Here is a 20,763-nt window from a genome sequence, read left to right on the forward strand (position 1 = left end):
GGGGATGACGGCGATCGATACGCTGACGCCCGACGCCATCGCCGCGCGCCTCTCCGGAAGTCCGGCGGAGCGCGCGGCGTTCGTGCGCGAGGCGGCGGACGCGGGCGTCGCGGAGGCGCAGGCGGTCTATGGGCAGATGCTGCTCGACGGCACCGGCGTCGCCGCCGATCCGGCCGCGGCACTCGGCTGGTTCACGAAGGCGGCTGCCCAACATCATGTGATGGCGCTCAACATGGTCGGGCGCTGCTACGATCTCGGCTGGGGCACGCGTGTCGACAAGGCGCGGGCGGCGCAGTGCTACCGGATCGCGGCGGAGCGCGGGTTGGATTGGGCGATGTATAATTACGCGACCTTGCTCGCGCTGGGCGACGGCGTGGCCGAGGACAAGCCGGCCGCGCTGGCGTTGCTGGAGAAGGTGGCGGCGATGGACTCGGGGCTCGCGAGTGCGAAGGCGCTCAACTTCGTCGGGAGCTTTGCCGAAGACGGGTGGGCGTGCGATCGCGATCTGGACCGCGCGGCGGACTGTTACGCCCGGGCGGCGGAAGGCGGCGATTTCCGCGGTTGTTTCAATCACGCGCGGATGCTCGGTGCGGTGGGGGAGATCGAGATGGCGTTGGGATGGTTGCAACAGGCGGGGCGGCGCGGGAATGCGGCGTTTCTCGCCAAGGCCGAGGGGTGGCTCGCCGCCAGTGCGATCCCGGCATTCCGCACGCGTGGCGTCGCGGCGTTGCAGGAGGGGGCGCGGTGCTGATCGCCATCCCCGACGTGCTCGATCCGGCCGGCGTCGCGCGGGTCCGCGCGCTGATCGACGCGGCCGACTGGATCGACGGCAATGCGACCTCGGGCCCGCAAAGCGCGCTGGCCAAGCGCAACGAACAATTGCCCGAGGAATCGGCCGCCGCGCGCGAGGCGGGCGGCATGATCCTTGATGCGCTCGGCCAGTCGGCGCTGTTCGTCGCCGCCGCGCTGCCGCTCAAGGTCTTTCCGCCGCTGTTCAACCGCTATGCCGGCGGGCAGGATTTCGGGCTGCACGTCGACAATGCGGTGCGGATCAAGCGCGGCTCCGATTTTCGCATCCGCAGCGATCTGTCCGCGACGCTCTTCCTCGCCGATCCCGAAAGCTATGACGGCGGCGAGCTAGTGATCGAGGATCGGTTCGGGCCGCAATCGGTCAAGCTGCCCGCGGGGCACATGGTGCTCTATCCCGCCTCCAGCCTGCACCGTGTCGCGCCGGTGACGCGCGGGGTGCGTATCGCGTCGTTCTTCTGGTTGCAGTCGATGGTGCGCGACGATGGTGCGCGCGGCATCCTGTTCGATCTCGACCAGGGCGTGCAGGCGGTCGCGGCTGCGCAGGGGCAGGGCGATCCGGCGACCGTGCGGCTGACCGGCGTGTATCATAATCTGCTGCGCCGCTGGGCCGATGTCTGAGCGCGCAGGGAAAGGGGATGGATGGACTTGCGTAGGCCCGCCATGCCACGCTCGACGAACGGGGGAATAATCGATGAATAAGCTGGCGATGCGACGGGCGTGGTTCCAGGTCCACAAGTGGATCGGGCTGATCCTGGCGATCCTCATCATTCCGCTGTCGCTCAGCGGCGCGGCCTTGGTGTGGCATGATGCGCTCGACCGGATCGTCGATCCGGCTCGCTATGCGGTCTCGGGCACGACCGTGCTGGGGCCTGATGTCTATGTCGCGGCGGCGATGACCCGGTTGAAGCATGGCGAGCGGATCGCACAGCTGACCATGCCCGAGGATGGCGGTCCGGTCGTCGTCGCCGCTGCCGCTGCCGGGGTCGCGCCCAAGCGACCGGGGCCGCCGCAGCGGACGATGGTGTATCTCGATCCGCCGACCGCGCGCGTGCTGGAGGTGTCGGCGTCGAACGGCGGGCTCGTGCGGTTCCTCCACGTGCTGCACGGCAGCCTCCAGCTGCCCGGAGTCGGCAGGTCGATCGTCGGCTGGATTGGCGTGGCGATGATGGTGTCGTGTTTTACTGGGCTGTGGCTGTGGTGGCCGACGATCGGCAAATGGACGCGCGGGCTGCGGTATCGGCGCCATCGCAACGCCGATACCAACCTGCATCACCTGTTCGGTTTCTGGATCGCGCTGCCATTGTTCGTGCTGTCGTTGACCGGCGCGTGGATCTCGTTCCCGCAATTCTTCGGCAAGATCACCGGCGAGGCTTCGCGGCCGCGAGGCGGACCCGATCGCGGCGCGATGATGCGCGCGAAGCCGCTCGCGAAACCCGGGCAGCCGCTTGCCGTGGCGATCGGCAAGGCGCGCGCTCTCGCCGGCGGCGCGCCGTTGCGCAGCGTCACGTGGCCGACCGATCTCAGCGCCGACTGGACCGTGACGTTCGCGCGCGGCAACACGCCGGTCGGGGTAAAGATCGCCGACGACACCGGCGGCGCGACGGCCGCCCCCGCACGGCCGCAGACGGGCGTGGCGCGGTGGATGCGACGGATCCACGACGGCACCGACATGGGCGCGCTGTGGCAGGTGATCATCTTCCTCGGCGGGATCCTGCCCGCGGTGCTGGCGGTGACCGGGGTGATCATGTGGTGGCGCGCGCGGGGCTGGAAGGCGGAGCTGGCCGCCAAGAAGGCGGCGCGGGCTGCCTGAGACCCTCTCCCTGCAGGGGAGAGGGAAGGAGGAGCCGTAGGCGACGGGAGAGTGAGGGCACGTGTCTTGGGAAGCGTGCCCTCACCCTCCCACACGCAAGTGCGTGCGGGTCCCTCCCTCTCCCCGGAGGGGAGAGGGGTTCAGGGATTACCGGCCCAGCAGAACCCTTGCCTGGCCGGCGATCTGCGCCAGCATCGCTGCATTCGGGACCGCGGCATGACGCGCGCGGTCGATGACCGCCTTGAATTGCGCCACGCGCGTTGCGTTCGCCGTCAGCCACGCATCGACCGCACCCTGCGGATCCTGCGCGCCGCGCCGTGCGAGGAACTCCAGCCGCAACTGCTGGAAGTCGCGCGCGAGGCCCGCGATTAAGAGCCGTTCCCACGGATCGGTCGGGCTGATCCGCGCCGCATTCGCCTGCGCCCAGTCGAGCCCCAGCGCCTGCCCCAGATGCGTGAACGCGCGGGTGAGGACCGCCTCGTCGAGCGTCATCTGCTCACCGAGATCGGCCAGCCCGATGGCGCCATCCATCTCGAACAGCCGCACGACCTTGCGCACCAGGTCGCCCGGTGCGCCGACGGCCTCGAGCTGTCCGGCGATCCGGCTGCTCTGCGCATTGGCCTCTTCGAGCAGCAACGCCGCGGTCTGGCGATCGAGCTGCGTGATCCCCTTGGCGAGCCGTGCCATCACCTCGCCCGGCGCGGTGCCCGGCGCCGACACGCGCAACAGATCGGCGATCTGCGAGCGCGTCGCGACGGCCACCTCGTCGAACAACGCGATGCGCGCCGCCTCGGGCATGACCGCGGTTTCGATCTCCGCCCATAGCGTCGGCAGGTCGAACAGGCGCTCGGCGACGACGAACATCGCCGCGATATCGCCCATCGCCGCACCTTCCTCTTCCGCCAGTTCGAACGGGTAGAGGATGCCCAATCGGTTGACGATCCGGTTGGCGAGCTTGGTCGCGACGATCTCGGGCCGCAGCCGGTGCTCATCGATCGCCGTGCCGAACCGCTCGCGCATCGCGGCGGGGAAGGCGGCGTGAAGATCGGGCTTCAACGCATCGTCGACCGCGATACCGCTATGCTCGATCGCATCCTGCAAGGTGAGCTTGGCGGTCGCCAGCAGCACGGCAAGCTCGGGCCGCGTGAGCCCGAGCCCGTCCTGGCCGCGACGCAGCAGGATATCGTTCGACGCGAGCCCTTCGACCGCCCGGTCGAGCCGGCCGGCGCCCTCGAAGGTCTCGATCACGCGGACATAGCTCGGCATCGCTACCGCGCCATCCGCCTCGGCGATCGACAGCGCCAGCGTCTGGAGGCGGTTGTCCTCCAGGACGAGGTGCGCGACGTCGTCGGTCATGCTGGCGAGCAGCGTGTTGCGATCCTCGTAAGCGAGGCGGCCCTCGATCATCTCGCGGTTGAGCGCGATCTTGATGTTGACCTCGTTATCCGAGCAGTCGACGCCCGCCGAATTGTCGATGAAGTCGGTGTTGATCCGCCCGCCGCGCGCCGAAAACGCGATGCGCGCGGCCTGCGTGACGCCCAGGTTCGCGCCCTCGCCGATCGCGATGACGCGCAGGTCCTCGGCATTCACGCGCAACCGGTCATTGGCCGGATCGCCGACCGCGACATTGGCTTCCGACGAGGCCTTCACATAGGTGCCAATGCCGCCGAACCAGAGCAGGTCGGCGGGCGCCTTCAGGATCGCGGAGATCAGCGCGCCCGGCTCCATCTCGCTCGCCGTCACGCCAAGCGCGGCCTGCACCTGCTTCGACAGCTTCACGATCTTGTCGGTGCGCGCGAACACGCCGCCGCCCTTCGAGATCAGTGTCGCATCATAATCCGCCCAGCTCGACCGCGGCAGCGCGAACATGCGGTTGCGCTCGGTCCAGCTTGCCGCCGGATCGGGATCGGGATCGAGGAAGATGTGGCGGTGATCGAACGCCGCGATCACCTTCAGCGTCTTCGACAGCAGCATGCCATTGCCGAACACGTCGCCCGACATGTCGCCGCAGCCGACGACGGTGATGCTCTCGCTCTGCACGTCGAGCCCGCGCTCGGCGAAGTGCCGCTGGACGCTGAGCCATGCGCCCTTGGCGGTGATGCCCATCGCCTTGTGGTCGTAGCCGACCGAGCCGCCGCTCGCGAACGCGTCGCCCAGCCAATAGCCGCGTTCGAGCGCGAGCGCGTTCGCCACGTCGCTGAACGTCGCGGTGCCCTTGTCCGCCGCCACGACGAAATACGGGTCCTCGCCGTCGAGGATCGTCACGCCGTCCGGATGAACGACCTTGCCCTCGACGATGTTGTCGGTGATCGACAGCAAGGTGCGGATGAAGATCCGGTAGCTCTCGGTACCCTCCGCCAGCCACGCGTCGCGGTTCGTCGGGGCGGGGAGTTGCTTCGGATAGAAGCCGCCCTTCGCGCCGGTCGGCACGATGACCGCGTTCTTGACGCGCTGTGCCTTCATGAGCCCGAGGATCTCGGTGCGGAAATCGTCTCGACGATCGGACCAGCGCAGGCCGCCGCGTGCGACCGGGCCGGCACGCAGATGGATGCCCTCGACGCGCGGCGAATAGACCCACACTTCGCGCCACGGAACGGGGGCGGGGAGACCCGGAATCAGATGGCTGTCGAGCTTGAACGCGAGCGCTTCGGCCGCGGCGGGTGCAAACGCGTTGGTGCGCAACGTCGCCGCGATCAGGTTGCGATAGGCGCGCAGGATGCGGTCGTCGTCGATCGCCGACACCGCGTCGAGCCCGGTCTCGATCGCCTGGTCCGCCTCGATCGCGTTGCCCGGATGATCGGGGTGATGGACCGCCGTGAAGCGCGCGATGAGCGCCGCCGCGACCTTCGGTGCGCGCCGCAACGCGTCGACGACGGTGGTCAGCCCGTAGGGAAGCCCTGCCTGACGCAGATAGCGGAACCACGCGCGGAACAGCACGATCGCGTCAGGGCGCATGCCGAGTTCGACGATCAGCCGGTTGAACGCGTCGTTCTCGGCCGCGCCCTCCAATACCGCAGCGATCGCGCCTTCGAGAATGTTGGCATCGCTTTGCTGCGCCGCGGCATTCGCCTCGAGCACGAAATCATGCACGAACGGAATACTGTCGTCGCGCAGCCGCGTCGGCAGCTCGCCGATCACGCGGAAGCCGAAATTCTCCAGCACCGGCACGGCGTCGGACAGCGGCAGCGCGCCGCCCAGCTTGTAGATCTTGAGCTGCGGATCGGCGCCGGCCTCACCCGGGACGAGGCGCACGCCGCGTCCATCGGTATCGGTAAGCGCGGCGATCCGCTGGATATCCTCGGCGGCCTCGGCGGGCGTGCTGAGGTTGCGATAGTTTTGCGGGAATGCGGCGGCCCATTTGAGCGCCAGTCGCGCCGCACGCGGCGGCGGCAACGTCTCGACCAGCGCGGCCTCGACGTCCGACACCCAGCCGCGCACCATCCGCTGCAACCGCAGCGCCAGCGGTGCGACCTCGGGCATCCGTCCGTCGCCGCGCAGATCGAGCGTGTAGCGGATCATCGCGACCTCGCCGTCCTCCAGCGCGATCGACCAGTTCAGGATGCTGGCATTTGCCGCTTCCGCCAGCATGTCGCCGATCGCAACGCGCCGGCTGGTGGTGACGTCGTCGCGCGGCAGCCAGACGAACCCGAACAAATGACGGCCCAGCGGTGATTCGACCAGCACGAGCGCCGGCCGCGGCCGATCCGCCAGGCTCATCGCGGTCAGCGCCAGATCCTCGAGCGCGGCAGGGGCGAATGCGATCACCAGATCGTGCGGCAGTGCCGTGAACGCATGCGTCAGCGCCTTGCCGGCATGGCCACGCGGGTCGAAGCCGAACTTCGCCTTCATCGCCGCCAGTCGCGTGCGCAGCACCGGCACGTCGCGCGGCATCGCGGCCAGCGCGGCGCTGGTCCACAATCCGCTGTAGATCGACAGGCCGGCGACCGTCGTGCCCTCCATGACCGGCACGACGACGAGGTCGAGCGGCACCGCGCGGTGCACGGTCGAGATCAGGTTCGACTTGAGCAACAGCGGCGAATCATTGCCCGCCTCGAACCACTCGATCGCCAGCGCGCGCGACGCGGCGGCAAGGATCGGAACGCGGTGTTCGTTGCGCGCAATGCCCAGCGCCGCGCGACCACTGCCGTCACGATGCCAGATCTGGTGGCCGAGCAGGGTCAGGTGCCCGTTCAGGAACCACTGCAACAGCGCCGCACCCTCGCCCTCGGGGAGCATCGCGATGTCGTCGTCGAGCGCGGCCTGCATCGCGCGCCAGTCGGTTACCGCCGCGCGGACATCGGCGAGTACCGCGGTCAGATCCTCGATCAGTCCGCGACGGTCACGCGCATCGGCGCGTTCCATCTCCAGATAGATCATTGATTCGGGGCGGCCGGCACCATGGCCGTCGGCGTCGATCGCGTGCAGCGTGCCGTCGGGCGCGCGCGTCGTCCGGACGACGGGATGGATGATCCGATCGACCGCGATGTCCTGCACGCCGATCGCCGCAGCGATCGAATCGACCAGGAAAGGCATGTCGTCGTTGATGATCGCGAGGCGCATACGCCGCCGCGTGTCGTCCGCGCTGATCGGCTCGATCGCGATCGCCGGCGCACCGTCGCTGCGGTGCGCCGCGGTCGCCGCAACGAATGCCGCGGCTTGCGCGACCTCGCTCGGACCGAAGTCTTTCAGTTCGCCCGGAAGGGCCCGTTCGGTCAACCGGCCCGCAAGGGTTTCGGTGAGCGTCTTCAACGATTGGTTCGCCATAGATTGGGGCCTATGCGCTCGCCGTCCGCCTATCTCAAGGCTTGTGGCAGGTGCGAAGGGATATGCTGCAGCGCACCTAAGCTGCGGCGCGTTCGGCCGCCGCAATCGAGCCTAGGTCGCCGTCATAGCCCTGCAGAAAGCTTGGCAAGCCACCGACGGGCACCTGGTGGCGCTGCGCATGCGACAGTACCGCAGCGAACGTCGCCAGCCGCGCGGCGTCGATCGTGTGACCGAAGACCAGCGTGACGATCTGCAACGGCGTGACCGTCTCCTGCGGCAAGCACGCGGCGGCGAGCATCGCGGCATAGTCATCGCCCTCGCACATGGCCGCGACGCAGAGGTCATGCGCCCGGCCCAATGCCCGATCGAGTGCGGCGCGACTCCGCGCTTCGGCGGCACGCAGGTGTGCCGCGCTTTCGCGGGCCATCGCCAACTGCTCGGCGACCGGCCCGGTCGGCAGCGCTTCCGGCGCCAGCATTTGGGAGGGCAGGGGGGAGTCGAGCACCAGCTCCTGCACCGGCGGCCCGGCGCTTTCGAAACCGCTGCTCGGACCATCGGCCCAGACCTGCGCGATCGCGCCCAAAGGCTGCGGCGTCGCGCGGACGGCGGCGTCGAGCTCGGCCACCAGCGTCGCCTGCATGTCGGCGTCCGCCAGCTCCTTCCAGTTGATCACGCCGTAGATGAAGTCGATCGTGGTGCCGCCCGAGGCGAACGGCATCAGGATTCCGCGGTACAGAGTCGTGCGCCCCCGGCTGCTGACGAATTCCGCCTCGAAACCGATCGGCGCGCGGTTGGCGATGATCTGCAGATAATGGTCGGTCAGTCGCGACAGCAGCGAGCGGCTCGGCACGTCGGCGATCGTCGCGATCGGCCCCTCCAGCCCACATTCCTCGCGCAGCGCCCGGCCGAGATAGGCGATCTTTGGATCGCCCATGCCGTGGCTGAAATCGAGCAGCACGCTGTGCGGCCCGAAATCGGTGATCGTCTCGGGTTCGAGGTTCGCGATCGAGGGATAGGGGCGCCCATCCAGCAGCGACACCCAGTGATTATAGGCGCGCACATGCATCCGGCGCTCGTCGCCACCCAGATCGAACATCACGTCGTTGACGCCCGCATCGGTCGAATCCGCGCCGAGCGGCTCAGGCGGCACACCGTCCGCGTGGAGCGCGTTTCGGGCGCCGGCGAGCGCGAGACTGTCTGTCCCCGCGGCGTGTCCGCCATCTCCGCTGCGTGCCATCGTCATGCCCAAGGATCCCCGTACCGTCGCGCCGGTTGTGCACGACGCTTGGTAAACACCGGGTAAATTCGCAAACCGCTTGTCAGCCCGCAAAACCGCTGTTAATTGCCGCCCCCTCGACCGGATACGTCCGTCATCGGGCCGCTTTAGCTCAGCTGGTAGAGCATCGCATTCGTAATGCGGGGGTCACAGGTTCGAGTCCTGTAAGCGGCACCACCCTTAATTATCGAAAAAACGGCTTTCTCGGGCGCTCTCTTGCCTGAAGCTTCGGTGATTCTGAGTTTTGGTATCGCGCTGGCAACCGCACAGTTCCGTGTTCGGCAAGTCGGGCCGTCGCGACGGCACTTTTTCGCAAGCGGACTTCCGCTATGATTTGGGAGGCGACAGCTATGTCCGCCGTCCCCGCAACCGCTACTTCGCGCAGGGCCGCGGCGATGTCGGCCAGAACGGCTTCATCCGCTATGGCGCGCGCCAGGAGGACTGCGCCGGCTGCTACCTGCGGCACCGCTGCACGCTCAGCATGCCGGCCATTCCGCTTACGCTGGTCCTCATGATCCCCGCCCGATCTAGTGCCGAAGGCGAGGCGATGTACGAGTGTGCGGAGATCGACTTTGACACCATGTCGTCGATCGTCTTGAGATCAGATTCTATAGCACGAATGGATGCAGGCGCTGGTCGGATGGCTAGATGTATTAGGGGAAGTATTTAGAGACTATATTAATTTGATATAAGAATACGGAGAAAAAAAGATCCAACCTAGGGGTGTGAAATTATAAAAATCGCATGAATGAGATAATATTATCCCTATAGTATATCTCCGCGGCAGATGTTGACGGTCATCATACTGAAGAGGTCGCGTATCCACTCTGCGTCCTTCATGTCGATGTTCTGGCTTTGCCAAATCTCCGATCTTTTATGAAAGGCGGCGGCTTCGCAATGTCGGCTATCGACCCCCGCCCGTCCGCCCGTCCGCCCGAAAACGACCGTTCCGCTCCCGCACTATTGCGAATGTCTCGCTGATATGAAACGCTCCGGTCATGACGATCAGTACCGGAGGCTGTCAGTGCGGAGCGGTGCGGTTCCGGGTCGAGGGCGAACTGGAAGACGGCTCCATCTGCCATTGTCGGATGTGCCAAAAGGCAACGGGCGGGCTGTTCGGACCCTACGTCAGAGCGCCCTTCGCTGCAGTGACGTGGACCCGAGGCGAGCCCGGTTATTTTCGGAGCTCAAATAAGGTCCGTCGTGGATTTTGCCGGGAGTGTGGCGCCCCCCTGACGTTTGAATATGATGAGGGGAACATCAGTTTCGCGGTTGGCGCCATGGATAAACCGCACTTGGTCAAGCTGTGCGAGCAGCTTGCCTCGCCTGGGCGCATCGCGGACTTTGCTGTATTGGCAGATTTGCCCGAACACCCAATAGATGAGCCGCAAGCCGCTGCTCATCTGGCAGGAATTATATCTTTCCAGCACCCTGACTTTGATACCGTGGACTGGTCACCGAAGACATAGGCCAACGTCAACTTTGCTCGGACTCGATCCCTAACGCCGAGGGTCTGCAATCCTCCGCAACTCCGTCCTTCAATTTCGACCGCATCATTCGAGCGGGATTGTCATGTCAGTGGCGTCAGGTGCGCGGGAAGCGTAGAAATTGCGACCGTCGCGCGGCGCCCGGACGTCTCTATCGCCTTCTGGCAAAGACTCTGGCAGCGAGCCTGGATGAACCGCCTCGCCTTCCTCGCTCTCGCTGTTGCGGGCCTTTTCTGGGGTCTCGGATTCCCGCTGGGTAAGCTCGTGATCCGTGAAGTGGAGCCTGCACATATGGTGCTGCTGCGCTTTGCCGTTTCCACCATTGTTGCCTTGCCTTTCGCACTGGCAAGCGCCGAAGCGCGTGCCTTGTTCAGATCGCCACCGGTGGTGTTGGCGGGGGCGTTCTACGGCCTTGCCTTCATCGTCCAGTTCGAGGGCTTGGCGGGTGTCACCGTGACGCTGGCCGCTTTGCTGGTCGGGGCAATGCCGGCGTTGATCGCGGTAGCGGCGCATCTGATGGGCGAACGCGTAACCCGGGCGTCCTGGATGGGAGTGGCTGCGGTCACGATCGGGGCTGCGCTGATCGCGGGGAAGCCGGGCGGCGCGGGCACCGCGATCGGCATTGCCCTGTCATTGCTGTCGCTGCTGATCTTTCTCGCCTGGCTGCTGGTGCTGAAGCGCGTGCCGGTCACGCGGTCGGCGATGGCCGTGCCCGCAGTGACGCTGGTGGTCGCGACCGCCACGATATTGCCGATCGCGTTGTTCCTACATGGGGCCCCGCCGCTCGCCTTAAGTACGTCGGCATGGGCGGGGATCCTGGGGCAGGGGTTGCTCTCGACCTTTCTGGCAACCGCGGCGTGGCAGTACGGCGCGACGCGCGTCGACAGCGCGAGTGCCGGCGTTTTCATCAACATCGAGCCCTTGGTCGGCGCCACGCTCGGCATCGGCGTGTTCGGCGATCCGGCGGGGTGGCCGCTCCTGCTTGGCGGGGTGTTGATCGTCCTGGGCAGTATCGTCGTTGTCAGGGGTGAACGCGTTGATGCCAGCCATGTCGCCGATGCGACGCATGGTCTGTCGGTGGACTAGGCCCTTGAAGCTTTTCCGAGCCTAAGTGAGACCGGGTGCGCAATGCATTGTGCACGCTGCACCGGCTGCGGAGGCGGTTCTGACTGCCCACGAACAGGATTCTCGTCACACTACCGCACCTCAAGGCCGACTCATGTTCGATCGTGGCCGCGTATCGGTCCGCATCGACGTGAAAGCTGTCCTACGTCCATGGCGACCCATCGCCGCGCGAGAGGACAAGAGGGAGACCGAACGCCGCGGGATCGTTGAGGGGACTTACAGGGAGCCACGCAGCAATGAATCTCGACCAGATCGCCTCCGAAATCGCCGCTAAGATCCAGGCCGAGGCGCACGAGATCGAGAACGCGGCGGACGCAAAGACGCCGGGTCTCACACCCGGACCGTTCGGGATGGCGATCGCAATGGTCGATGGCCCGCTGATCCGGGCAGGATCAGCCGAAACCTTCCCGATCCAGAGCATCTCGAAGGTCTTTGCGCTCAGTCTGGCGCTCGAGAAGCTTGGCGATACGGTGTTCGAACGGGTCGGGCGCGAGCCCTCGGGCGATCCGTTCAACTCGGTGATTGATCTTGAGCGAACCCAGGGCATTCCGCGCAATCCGTTCATCAACGCCGGCGCATTGGTCATCGTCGACATGCTGGTCGAGCAGTTCGGCGATGGTGCCCGCGATGCCGTGATCGATCTCGTGAAGGGCGGGATCAGGGAGGCCACGTCGAAAGCGGCGGTGGCACTTGACCAAGACGTGCTGAATGAGGGCGGCGATCTCAACCGTGCCATGCTCCATTTCATGGCGCATCACGACAACGCCCGCTCGCCGATCGACGTGGTCATGGACACTTATGCGCGGCAGTGCGCCGTCAGCGTGGATTGCGTCGGCCTTGCACAGGCCGGATGCTACCTGGCGGATACGGGCATGGCTGCCGATGCCACGGACGACCGCGCCAAGCGGATGCGGACGACGCTCGCGCTGATGATGACGTGCGGCCATTACGACGGTTCGGGCGACTTCGCCGTCCGCGTCGGGCTTCCGGCCAAGAGCGGCGTCGGCGGCGGCATCCTCGCGATCGCGCCCGGCATCGCCTCGATCGCGGTGTGGTCGCCCAATCTGGATCAGCACGGCAATTCGATGCTCGGCGTGCGTGCGCTCGAGATGCTCAACGCGCGCACCGGCTGGTCCGTCTTCGGTCCTCCGATCGCCTGAGGGGAGCGTTTCCGCACAAGCTTGTCACCAAGGCGAAGCCGGCACATGATCCCGCAAAAGGGGAACGCGCGTGAACAGGTGGATGCTGGTGTTGGCGTTGATAGTCGCAACGCCGGTCGCGGCGCGGGATCTGGGGGTGCCGGCCGACAAGGGTTGGAAACATGCCGAGACAGGCCTGATCCTCATGCCGCAACTGGCCGGTCTTGCGCGCACCGCGCTCACCGATGCGACCGAGACCGAGCATGACGTGGCTGCGCAATATGACGCGGCGGACAAGAGCGTGTTCGCGACGATCTATCTCTTCCACCCGGCGATTCCCGATGTGGGGTTGTGGTTCGATCGGTCGCAGACCGCGCTCGAAACGCGCGACATCTTCCGCCATGCCGCTCCGGCGAGCGCCGACCCGATCGCCTTCGCCGCAGCGAACAGCGGGACGGCAACGTCCCTGCGCCAAGTCTATGCCGCACCCGGCGGCGCGTATCGGAGCACCGCGCTCGCGGTCGTACCGGTCGGCGAATGGATCGTCAGCCTTCGCATGAGTGCGAAGACGCTGACCTCGGACCAGCTCGATGCCCGCCTGCAACAGGCGATCAAGGCCGTCCGTTGGCCGCCCTCTGCCACTACGGCGACTATTGCGACCGTTCCGATCGCAACTTGCGCCACGCCGCTGACGTTCACGAAGGCCAAACAGGCCAAGCCAAACGGTTCTGATCTGCTGATGTCGCTGATGGCCAGCACCATGGCCGCCAAGGCAAAAACGGACCAGAAGTCTGCGCCGCCCGTGCCGCGTCCAACCTGGTGCCGTGACGGCACCGCGAGCACCGAATACGGCGTCTATCGGTCAAGCACGAGCACGGGTGGCTATGTCATGGCGCTCTACGATGCCGGCCGTGTCGTCAGCGTCTATCCTTCGCTGATGGGCCAGGTCGACAAGAGCGGGACCTATGCAGTGTCGCTGGAGGATGTCGAAGGTACGACGTCGGTCTTTCCGTCGTTCACGGCCCTGCCTTCGCCCAAGCAGGTGTGGGATCTGGTCGGAAGCGGCAAACGCAGCGGTACGATGAAGGGCAAGCAGATGACGATCGACCCGAAAGCGCTCTGACCAGGGCGCCTGCCTGAACCGAAGAGTCAACCGCGATTGATACGATCGATCAGCGCGGGCAGTTCGGCCAGGCTCTCGAGCGTGGCGAAGCGGTCCGAATCCTCGGGCGGCAATGCATGCTCATGCGCCCAGGCACCTTCCTGCGGGACATAGGCGGCCCAGGCACCCGCCTCCAGCGCCGGACGGACATCGGAGCGCATCGAGTCCCCCGCCATCACCGCCTCGGCGGGCTGCACCGCATATCGTTCGAACAGTCGCGTGAAGGTATCGGCGGTCTTGTCGCTGACGATCTCGACACCGGCAAAGCGATCACCGAGGCCAGACGCGGCGAGCTTCGCTTCCTGATGCAACAGGTCGCCCTTGGTGACGAGGACCAGCCGACCGCGATCCGCCAGATCCTCCAGCGTCTGCGCGATCCCGTCGAACAACTCGACGGGGTGTGCGAGCAGAGACCGGCCTGCCGCCAGGATGTCCGCGACCATGGTGGGCTTCAGGTCGGTACCGCAAAGCTCGACCGCGGTCTCTATCATCGACAGCGTAAAACCCTTCGCGCCGTACCCGTAGAGCGGCAGGTTGCGCGCCTCGCACGCTTCCAGCGCCGGGCGAGCAACGTGCGCGTCGGCGAACGGGCGCAGCATCTCGAGCAGCGCAGCCTCGGCCGCATTGAAATGCCGCATATTGTGCCAGAGCGTGTCGTCGGCATCGAGGCAGATGAGGCGGATCGTCATGGTCACGTTTTACACACCGGTTTCTGCCGAGCGATGCCTATCTACCGGCAGCGTGCGCCGTACACCATCAAGCCAGATCGTCTAGGCAACGCGACTATCATTCGATCCCACCAGTCGGACTGACCGGACCGACACGTCGTCTGCTCTTCAGCGCATCCCGGATCGCCGCCCGCTCGATCTCCTGGCCTTCGCCGGCGGATCTCAAGCGTGACGGCGATGCAATGGGTCAGCGTACGCCTTGCTTGCGTGCGCCCGCGATCATCTTGCGGGCGATCAGGCGGACCGCGTCGTCGTCCTTGGTCGCGTCGGTCGCCGGATCGCCGAGGTGATCGAGGCTGTTCTCCATGAAATCGAGCAGGCCGCTGTGACGGTCCTCGACATATTCCATCAGCTTGAACAGCAGATGCTCGGTCGCGATTTCGCGCTGGCGGGCCAGTGTCGCGGTATCCGGCGTCGGGGTATCCGGCGTCGTCACTTTGCCGCCTGCTCCGACGCGTCGAACTCGGCGAACGCGGCACGAACCTCATCGGCGGTGGCATCGTCGGCGACGTCAACAGTCACCACGACCTTGCCGTTCAGCTCGGCATCGTCGCGCGGCTCGGGGCTCGGCGCGCCTGCGGCGTTGTCGGAGCCCGCTTCCTCGATGCCCGCCGAGTTTGCGGCGCCATCGGGTGCGACGACGACCTTGGCCCGGTCGATGTCGAATTGCTGGACCAGCCGCTCGACGGTCATCTCGGCTTCGCGCCGCGTATCGAATTTTCCGATCAATTTCATCTTGGTCTCTCCCAGCCGGGGTGGCGTGGAGCATCAACACGCGAGACCGCCCGCGGTGCCATGCGCGCGGCGTCGCGCAGGACCGGTCCGCCGCAATTGACGCATTCGGGGGTGGACCATAAACATTCGTGCCAGAGCAAAGGCTTTCGAGGCCGAGGTCCTCCGGATGGGAATGGTGTATGCCGCAACGCGCGCTGAAACCCGAACAACGGCTGTGCGAACATCTGGAAGATGCGCTGGCCGAGGCCGAGGCGCTCGGCTGGATCGTGGTCGCGGCGCTGATCTCCGAAGCACTCGAGGCGATGGCTCGGCCAGAGGTCTGACCGGGCGGCGCTAGCCCAAAGACGTCGCCACAGCCACGTCCTGACCTTGACTTGCCGGCCGTGGCGACAGGCCGCGATCATCCCCCAGCAGGCGACGATATTCCGCCTCAGCATGGCCATAGGTGTCCGCGGCGAGCAGCATCAGCTTGGCACGGTCGCGCACGGTGATGCGGCCGCGACCCGCGCGGATCGCCCGTTCCTCCTCGAGCCGGTGGAGCGCATCGGTGACGCTGCTGCGACGGACGCCGAGCATCAGGCTGAATTCCTCGTGCGTCATGCAGATATCGTCGTCGCGGACCCGGTCATGGTAGAGCAGGATCCAGCGCGCCATCCGCCGCTCGATCGAATGCGCGAGCGACGAGACGATCGTCCGCCCCATCTGGATCATGAAGACGTTGACGAACCGCAACAGCGACAGGCGCAGCGTCACGCTCTGCTCGGCGGCGGCGGCGAAGTGCTCCGCCGCGATGCGCAGCGCCTCGCCGCGCTCGGCGCGCATCACCACGTCATAGGGCGATCGGCTATTGCCGAGGAGGAGCGGCCAGCCGACAAAGCCTTCCGCCCCGATCAGTCCGACGGCGTAGCGATGATCGCCGTCGAGCGCATCGAGCACGCCAGCGATGCCCTCTTCCGGAAAGCACAGGCTGTCGATCGCATCGCCCGCATGCGACAGCGGATCGCCGATCGAAAACGGCACGCGGGTCAAATGCGGGGCGAGCAGCGCGAAATCCTGCGCGCTCAGGCTCCGCAGCAACAGGTTCTTCGTATCGCACTGTCGAAACGGCTCGGTCAGGACATCGGGCTCGGCTGTTCCGAACATCTTCCACGTCATCGTCATTTCCTGAAAAAGGTCTGGACCTCAAAGGGATCAGGGCTCTGTCCGGTTCCGTACCGCAACCATTGTATCAAGATCGGGGTTGCTGCCTGTGAGACTATAGGAGTCCCCATGACCGTTTCCCTCGAACAGGCGCTCGACGGGCGCGCGGTCATATCGCGCGGGGGCCTCCAGGGCGCTGGCGGTTGCGCGGGTTAGGGACGCGTTCGCCTCCACCTCGCGCAACCGCCGACCTCATGACGATCACTGGAAAGGCAAACACATGGCAAACGAACCGATCCGCTACAGCCCCGACGTCGAGCAGGTGCAGCCCGACGAGCAGGATACCGTCGTCGAACTCAACGAGGCGTTCGATGTCATCCTCGAGCGCACGGCCGAGGATTACGGTCATGCGGTTCGCTCGGTCCATGCCAAGTCGCACGGGCTGCTCGAAGGCGAGTTGACGATCGATGCGGGCCTGCCCGCCGAGTTGGCGCAGGGGCTGTTTGCGACGCCCGGCGCGCACAAGGTGCTGATCCGCCTGTCCACCAACGCGGGCGACATCCTGCCCGACGTCATCAGCCTGCCGCGCGGCCTGGCGATGAAGGTGTTCGATGTCGAAGGCGAGCGTCTGCCGGGCTCTGAGGGCAATGCGCAGGATTTCATCATGGTCAACGGCCCGGTATTCCAGGCCAAGACCTCGGCAAAGTTCCTCGGCAACCTGAAGCTTCTCGCCAAGACGACCGACCGGATCGAGGGGACCAAGACCGTCGCGTCGGCGGTGATGCGCGGCGTCCGGCATGTGTTCGAGGCGGTCGGTGCCGAACCGCCGACGGCGCTCAATTCGCTCGGCGGCGCGCCCAATTCGGAGCCGCTCGGCGATACCTATTACAGCGCAACCGCGTTCCGGTACGGCAATCATGTCGCCAAGTTCAGCCTGGCACCGGTCACGCCGGGCATGACGGTGCTCACCGGCAAGGAGATCGACGTCGACGGTCGCGAGAACGCGATCCGCGAGGACGTCCGCGACGAGGTCCGCGGCATGGATCTCGAATGGGAATTCCGCGTCCAGCTGTGCCGTGATCTGGACGCGCAGCCGGTCGAGGATTCGACCGTGCAATGGGACGAGCAGGCGGCGCCGTTCATCCGCGTCGGCACCGTTCGCGCCCCGGCGCAGGACAGCTGGAGCGACGAGCACGTCCGTCGGATCAACGAGGAAAGCCGCTTCAGCGTGTGGACCGGGATCGCCGCGCATCGCCCGCTCGGCAACATCAACCGCGCCCGCAAGGACACGTATCGCCATTCGGCGGACTTCCGCGCACGCACCAACGGCTGCCCCTATCACGAGCCGACCGCGCAGGACGCCGGATCGGAGCGCATCTGATGCGCGCCGCGCCGTTTCCACCCGAAGAAATGCCCGCCGAGCTTCGTCCGCTGCACGACGAGATGGGCGCGTACATCGCCGAGCATCTCAAGGGCTTCGTCTCGCGACGCGACGACGGCGCGCTGATCGGTCCGTTCGCGCCGATGCTGCGTTTCCCGGCCTTTGGTCGCGCCGCCTGGACCTATACCAAGGCGCTGATCGACAATGCCAGCTTGCCCAAGCCGGCGCATGAAGTCGCGATCCTCGCCACAGGTGCGGCGTTCAACTCGCGCTACGAACTTTACGCGCATGAGCGGGTAGGGGCGGCCGTTGGCCTCAGCGACGCGAAGGTCGCGACGATCGCGGCGGGACAGCGTCCCGCCGACCTGACCGAGGAAGAGGCCGCCGCCTATGACGTCGCGGTCACGCTGGCGGGCGGCCGCCAGCTGCCCTCGACGACCTATCGTCGCGCGGTCGACGCGTTCGGCGAGGACCGTACCGCCGAGCTGATCTACCTCGTCGGCGGCTATTGCCTCGTGTCGGTGCTGCTCAATGCCTATGACATGTCGGTACCCGGTCGGGAGGAAAGCCTTCCCGCGGATCGGGGGGAAGCCGCATGAGCACCAGGCGCACCACGGGCGCGGTGGCGGGGGGGATCGTCGCCGGGCTGGCGATCACTGCGCTGCTGATGCGGGGGGAGAAGACCAGCGGCACGCCGTCGGAGCTGGTCGATCTGGAACGTACGAGCGCGCGCAAGCTCGGCATGGCGACACCGCCCGCCGACCGGCTTGCGGCGCCCGGCGAACAGGCGATCGTCCAGGGCGGCCATCTGCTGCTCTCGGCGGGCGCGGCATTGGTTTATGCCGCGGCCACCGACGAGGACAGCGACGTGTTCGTCTCGGGTATCGGGTTCGGCCTGGCCTTTTATGCGGCAATGCACTGGCTGACGGGGCCGTTGCTCGGCGTGAAGCCGCCCGAATGGAAGGCGGATGCCGGGACGATCGGCATGCATACGCTCAACCATGTCGGCTTCGGTCTGGCGACCGCTGCGGGCGCCAGGCTGGCGGCGCGCGCATGAGCGCGATGCGGCGCGTCGCGCAGCCGGACGGTGCAGTGCCCGTCATGCCGGAACCCTATGCACCTACGCCTGTTTGGGAGCGCTGACATGCCGATCATCACCACCGATACGCTGGCCATCGCCTATACCGACACGGGGCCGCGCGACGGGCAGCCCGTGCTGCTGATCCATGGCTGGCCCGACGACGCCTCGACCTGGGACTCGGTCCTGCCCGCGCTCCATGCCGCGGGACTGCGGACTATCGTGCCGACGCTCCGCGGGTTCGGCGAGACCCGGTTCGTCGATGCGGACAGCCCGCGCACCGGCAACAGCGCGGTGCTGGCGATGGATATGATCGCGCTGATGGATGCGCTCGACATCGATCGATTCATGATCGCGGGGCATGACTGGGGCTCGAACACTGCCGAGGCACTGGCGGTCGGCTGGCCCGACCGGGTCGAGCGGCTGGCGATGCTCGCCACCCCGCCGCGCCTGGGGGGCATGCCGACTCCGCCGTTCGCGCAGGCACAGCGGCAATGGTATCACTGGTTCATGGCGACCGCGCGCGGTGCGCAGGCGGTCCGCGACGATCGCACCGGGTTTGCGCATATCCATTGGGAGAATTGGGCGCCGCCGGGCTGGTTCGACGAAGCGACGTTCCAGAACGTTGCGCGCGCGTTCGACAACCCCGACTGGGTCGACGTCACGCTGCACAGCTACCGTGCGCGCTGGGACGAGGCGGAGCCCGACCCGCGCAGCCAGTGGCTCGAGGACAAGGTCAAGGCGACCGCCACGCTCTCGTTGCCCGCGATCTATATCCAGGGCGCGGTCGACGGCGTGAACCCACCGTCCGCGAGCAAGGCCGTGCCGCACAAGTTCGCGGGACCCTTCGCGTTCGTCGAACTCGCCGGCGTGGGTCATTTCCCGCAGCGCGAGAACCCGAACGCGGTCGCGCGCCACCTCATCCAGCTTTTCACCGGCAATCCTGCCGACCTGTCCGACACTATCGACCGGAGCCTGTTAATGTCCAAGACCAAGCCCTTCCTCGCGGGCGCCGCCGCCATCGCCGTCATCGCCGCCGCCGCGATCGGCGTCGCGCAGGCCCAGCCCCGCGGTGCCCAGCCCCGCGGGGCCACGTCGCTGACTCAGGTTGCGCAGTTCGATCACCAGGCGACCGGCGTCGCGGTCACCGCCGACGGCCGCCGCTTCGTCAATTTCCCGCGCTGGACCGACGACGCGCCGATCTCGGTCGCCGAAGTGATGAAGGACGGGTCGCTCAAGGCCTATCCGGATGCCAAGTGGAACAGCTGGCGCAACGCGCGTGCGAGCGAATTGCCGGTCGGCGACTATTTCGTCTGCGTCCAGTCGATCGTGCCCGACGGCCACGGCAATCTCTGGGTCCTCGATCCCGGCGCGCCGGGTAACGAAAAGATCCTCGAAGGCGCACCCAAGCTCGTCAAGGTCGACCTCGCGACGAACCGCGTGACGAAGGTCATCAAGGTGCCGCTCGACGTCGCGTTGCAGGGCACCTACCTCAACGACATCCGCTTCTCGCCCGACGGCAAGACCGGGTACATCACCGATTCCGGGACGCGCGGCGCGATCATCGTGATCGACCTGGAGACCGGCAAGGGCTTCCGCGCGCTCGACGGGCATGGATCGACGCAGATCGACAAGTCCGTGAAGGTAATGACCGATGGCAAGCCGCTCGTTCGCCCCGACAACCGCCAGCCCGCCTTCGCCGCCGACGGCATCGCTATCTCCAACGACGGCAAGACGCTCTATTACCAGGCGCTGACGGGAAAGACGCTTTACTCGATCGACACCGCGCTGCTCCGCGACGGCGTCAGCGAGCAGGATCGCGCCGCGGGCGTGAAGACGGTGGCGCAGACTCACGTCGCCGATGGCCTGTGGATGAGCAAGGCAGGCGTGCTCTACATCACCTCGCCGACCGACAACGGCATCACGCGGCTGGTGGGCGATCATGTCGAGCCGGTGCTGACCGATCCTCGACTGCGCTGGCCTGACACCTTCGCCGAAGGCCCCGATGGCCGCATCTACGTGACCGCCAGCCACATCCAGGACACCAGCTGGTTCAAGCCGGGCGCACCCGCCTCGCTGCGTACCGAGCTGTTCTCGTTCGCACCAGCCAAGCGGTGATCGGCTGACC

At 66.5% G+C, this 20,763-nt stretch carries 19 protein-coding genes and 1 tRNA gene; 14 read left to right on the forward strand and 6 right to left on the reverse strand.

What is annotated here, in order from left to right; all coding sequences use genetic code 11:
* The first annotated feature begins 4 nt into the window (after positions 1 to 4).
* From EV283_RS17905 to EV283_RS17915, 3 genes are all read left to right on the forward strand, one after another.
* Positions 5 to 751: a tetratricopeptide repeat protein gene (locus EV283_RS17905; protein ID WP_130327771.1), complete on the forward strand. Its 747-nt coding sequence runs from the start codon at positions 5 to 7 to the stop codon at positions 749 to 751.
* Positions 745 to 1,428 carry a Fe2+-dependent dioxygenase gene (locus EV283_RS17910; protein ID WP_130327773.1) on the forward strand — a complete coding sequence of 228 codons (684 nt, stop codon included), beginning with the start codon at positions 745 to 747 and terminating at the stop codon, positions 1,426 to 1,428. Before EV283_RS17905 ends, EV283_RS17910 begins: the two co-directional genes overlap by 7 nt.
* Before the next feature lie 73 nt (positions 1,429 to 1,501).
* Complete coding sequence (locus tag EV283_RS17915; RefSeq protein WP_130327775.1) at positions 1,502 to 2,620, forward strand: PepSY-associated TM helix domain-containing protein; 1,119 nt, start codon at positions 1,502 to 1,504, stop codon at positions 2,618 to 2,620.
* 147 nt (positions 2,621 to 2,767) lie between these two features.
* On the opposite strand, the gene EV283_RS17920 is transcribed toward EV283_RS17915, so the two are convergent.
* Complete coding sequence (locus EV283_RS17920; protein ID WP_130327777.1) at positions 2,768 to 7,384, reverse strand: NAD-glutamate dehydrogenase domain-containing protein; 4,617 nt, start codon at positions 7,382 to 7,384, stop codon at positions 2,768 to 2,770.
* A gap of 76 nt (positions 7,385 to 7,460) precedes the next feature.
* Positions 7,461 to 8,627, reverse strand: a complete 1,167-nt coding sequence (locus EV283_RS17925; RefSeq protein ID WP_130327779.1) for a hypothetical protein — start codon at positions 8,625 to 8,627, stop codon at positions 7,461 to 7,463.
* Positions 8,628 to 8,761: 134 nt separating this feature from the next.
* Between EV283_RS17925 and EV283_RS17930 the strand changes: the two genes are divergently transcribed.
* The 6 genes from EV283_RS17930 to EV283_RS17955 all read left to right on the forward strand — a co-directional run bounded on the left by EV283_RS17930 (position 8,762) and on the right by EV283_RS17955 (position 13,534).
* Positions 8,762 to 8,837, forward strand: a tRNA-Thr gene (locus EV283_RS17930).
* Positions 8,838 to 8,934: 97 nt separating this feature from the next.
* Positions 8,935 to 9,330 carry a hypothetical protein gene (locus EV283_RS17935; protein ID WP_130327781.1) on the forward strand — a complete coding sequence of 132 codons (396 nt, stop codon included), beginning with the start codon at positions 8,935 to 8,937 and terminating at the stop codon, positions 9,328 to 9,330.
* Positions 9,331 to 9,748: 418 nt separating this feature from the next.
* Entirely contained in the window at positions 9,749 to 10,129 is a 381-nt protein-coding gene (locus EV283_RS17940) for a GFA family protein (protein WP_242616070.1), read from the forward strand.
* Positions 10,130 to 10,336: 207 nt separating this feature from the next.
* A complete protein-coding gene (locus EV283_RS17945) occupies positions 10,337 to 11,233 on the forward strand; it encodes a DMT family transporter (RefSeq protein WP_130327785.1) in 897 nt (298 codons plus the stop codon).
* Positions 11,234 to 11,508: 275 nt separating this feature from the next.
* Positions 11,509 to 12,432 (forward strand): glutaminase A, encoded by a 924-nt coding sequence (gene glsA, locus EV283_RS17950; protein ID WP_130327787.1) that lies wholly within the window; start codon positions 11,509 to 11,511, stop codon positions 12,430 to 12,432.
* A 70-nt stretch (positions 12,433 to 12,502) separates the two neighbouring features.
* Positions 12,503 to 13,534 (forward strand): hypothetical protein, encoded by a 1,032-nt coding sequence (locus EV283_RS17955; RefSeq protein WP_242616062.1) that lies wholly within the window; start codon positions 12,503 to 12,505, stop codon positions 13,532 to 13,534.
* A gap of 26 nt (positions 13,535 to 13,560) precedes the next feature.
* Here the strand turns inward: EV283_RS17955 and EV283_RS17960 are convergent, their stop codons facing one another.
* The 3 genes from EV283_RS17960 to EV283_RS17970 form a co-directional block, all read right to left on the reverse strand.
* Positions 13,561 to 14,262 carry an HAD family hydrolase gene (locus tag EV283_RS17960; RefSeq protein ID WP_130327789.1) on the reverse strand — a complete coding sequence of 234 codons (702 nt, stop codon included), beginning with the start codon at positions 14,260 to 14,262 and terminating at the stop codon, positions 13,561 to 13,563.
* Between the two features lie 226 nt (positions 14,263 to 14,488).
* Positions 14,489 to 14,737 (reverse strand): hypothetical protein, encoded by a 249-nt coding sequence (locus EV283_RS17965; protein ID WP_130327791.1) that lies wholly within the window; start codon positions 14,735 to 14,737, stop codon positions 14,489 to 14,491.
* Entirely contained in the window at positions 14,734 to 15,036 is a 303-nt protein-coding gene (locus EV283_RS17970; protein WP_130327793.1) for a hypothetical protein, read from the reverse strand. Before EV283_RS17970 ends, EV283_RS17965 begins: the two co-directional genes overlap by 4 nt.
* A gap of 179 nt (positions 15,037 to 15,215) precedes the next feature.
* Here EV283_RS17970 and EV283_RS19275 point away from each other — a divergent pair, with 179 nt between their 5' ends.
* The gene (locus EV283_RS19275; protein WP_156359738.1) at positions 15,216 to 15,359 is read left to right on the forward strand and encodes a hypothetical protein; all 144 of its coding nucleotides are present in this window, start codon (positions 15,216 to 15,218) and stop codon (positions 15,357 to 15,359) included.
* Between the two features lie 10 nt (positions 15,360 to 15,369).
* Here EV283_RS19275 and EV283_RS17975 read toward each other — a convergent pair whose 3' ends face one another.
* Positions 15,370 to 16,191 (reverse strand): Crp/Fnr family transcriptional regulator, encoded by an 822-nt coding sequence (locus EV283_RS17975; protein WP_165391838.1) that lies wholly within the window; start codon positions 16,189 to 16,191, stop codon positions 15,370 to 15,372.
* A 265-nt stretch (positions 16,192 to 16,456) separates the two neighbouring features.
* Between EV283_RS17975 and EV283_RS17980 the strand changes: the two genes are divergently transcribed.
* The 4 genes from EV283_RS17980 (at position 16,457) to EV283_RS17995 (ending at position 20,753) form a co-directional block, all read left to right on the forward strand.
* Complete coding sequence (locus EV283_RS17980; RefSeq protein ID WP_130327797.1) at positions 16,457 to 17,557, forward strand: catalase family protein; 1,101 nt, start codon at positions 16,457 to 16,459, stop codon at positions 17,555 to 17,557.
* Positions 17,557 to 18,156, forward strand: coding sequence for a 4-carboxymuconolactone decarboxylase (locus tag EV283_RS17985; protein ID WP_130327799.1), 600 nt, complete (start codon positions 17,557 to 17,559; stop codon positions 18,154 to 18,156). Before EV283_RS17980 ends, EV283_RS17985 begins: the two co-directional genes overlap by 1 nt.
* Complete coding sequence (locus EV283_RS17990; protein ID WP_130327801.1) at positions 18,153 to 18,614, forward strand: hypothetical protein; 462 nt, start codon at positions 18,153 to 18,155, stop codon at positions 18,612 to 18,614. The genes EV283_RS17985 and EV283_RS17990 overlap by 4 nt, the downstream gene beginning before the upstream one ends.
* Positions 18,615 to 18,701: 87 nt before the next feature.
* A complete protein-coding gene (locus EV283_RS17995; protein WP_130327803.1) occupies positions 18,702 to 20,753 on the forward strand; it encodes an L-dopachrome tautomerase-related protein in 2,052 nt (683 codons plus the stop codon).
* The last annotated feature ends 10 nt before the right edge of the window (positions 20,754 to 20,763 follow it).

Source organism: Sphingomonas sp. BK036, from assembly GCF_004216825.1.
Lineage (GTDB): Bacteria > Pseudomonadota > Alphaproteobacteria > Sphingomonadales > Sphingomonadaceae > Sphingomonas.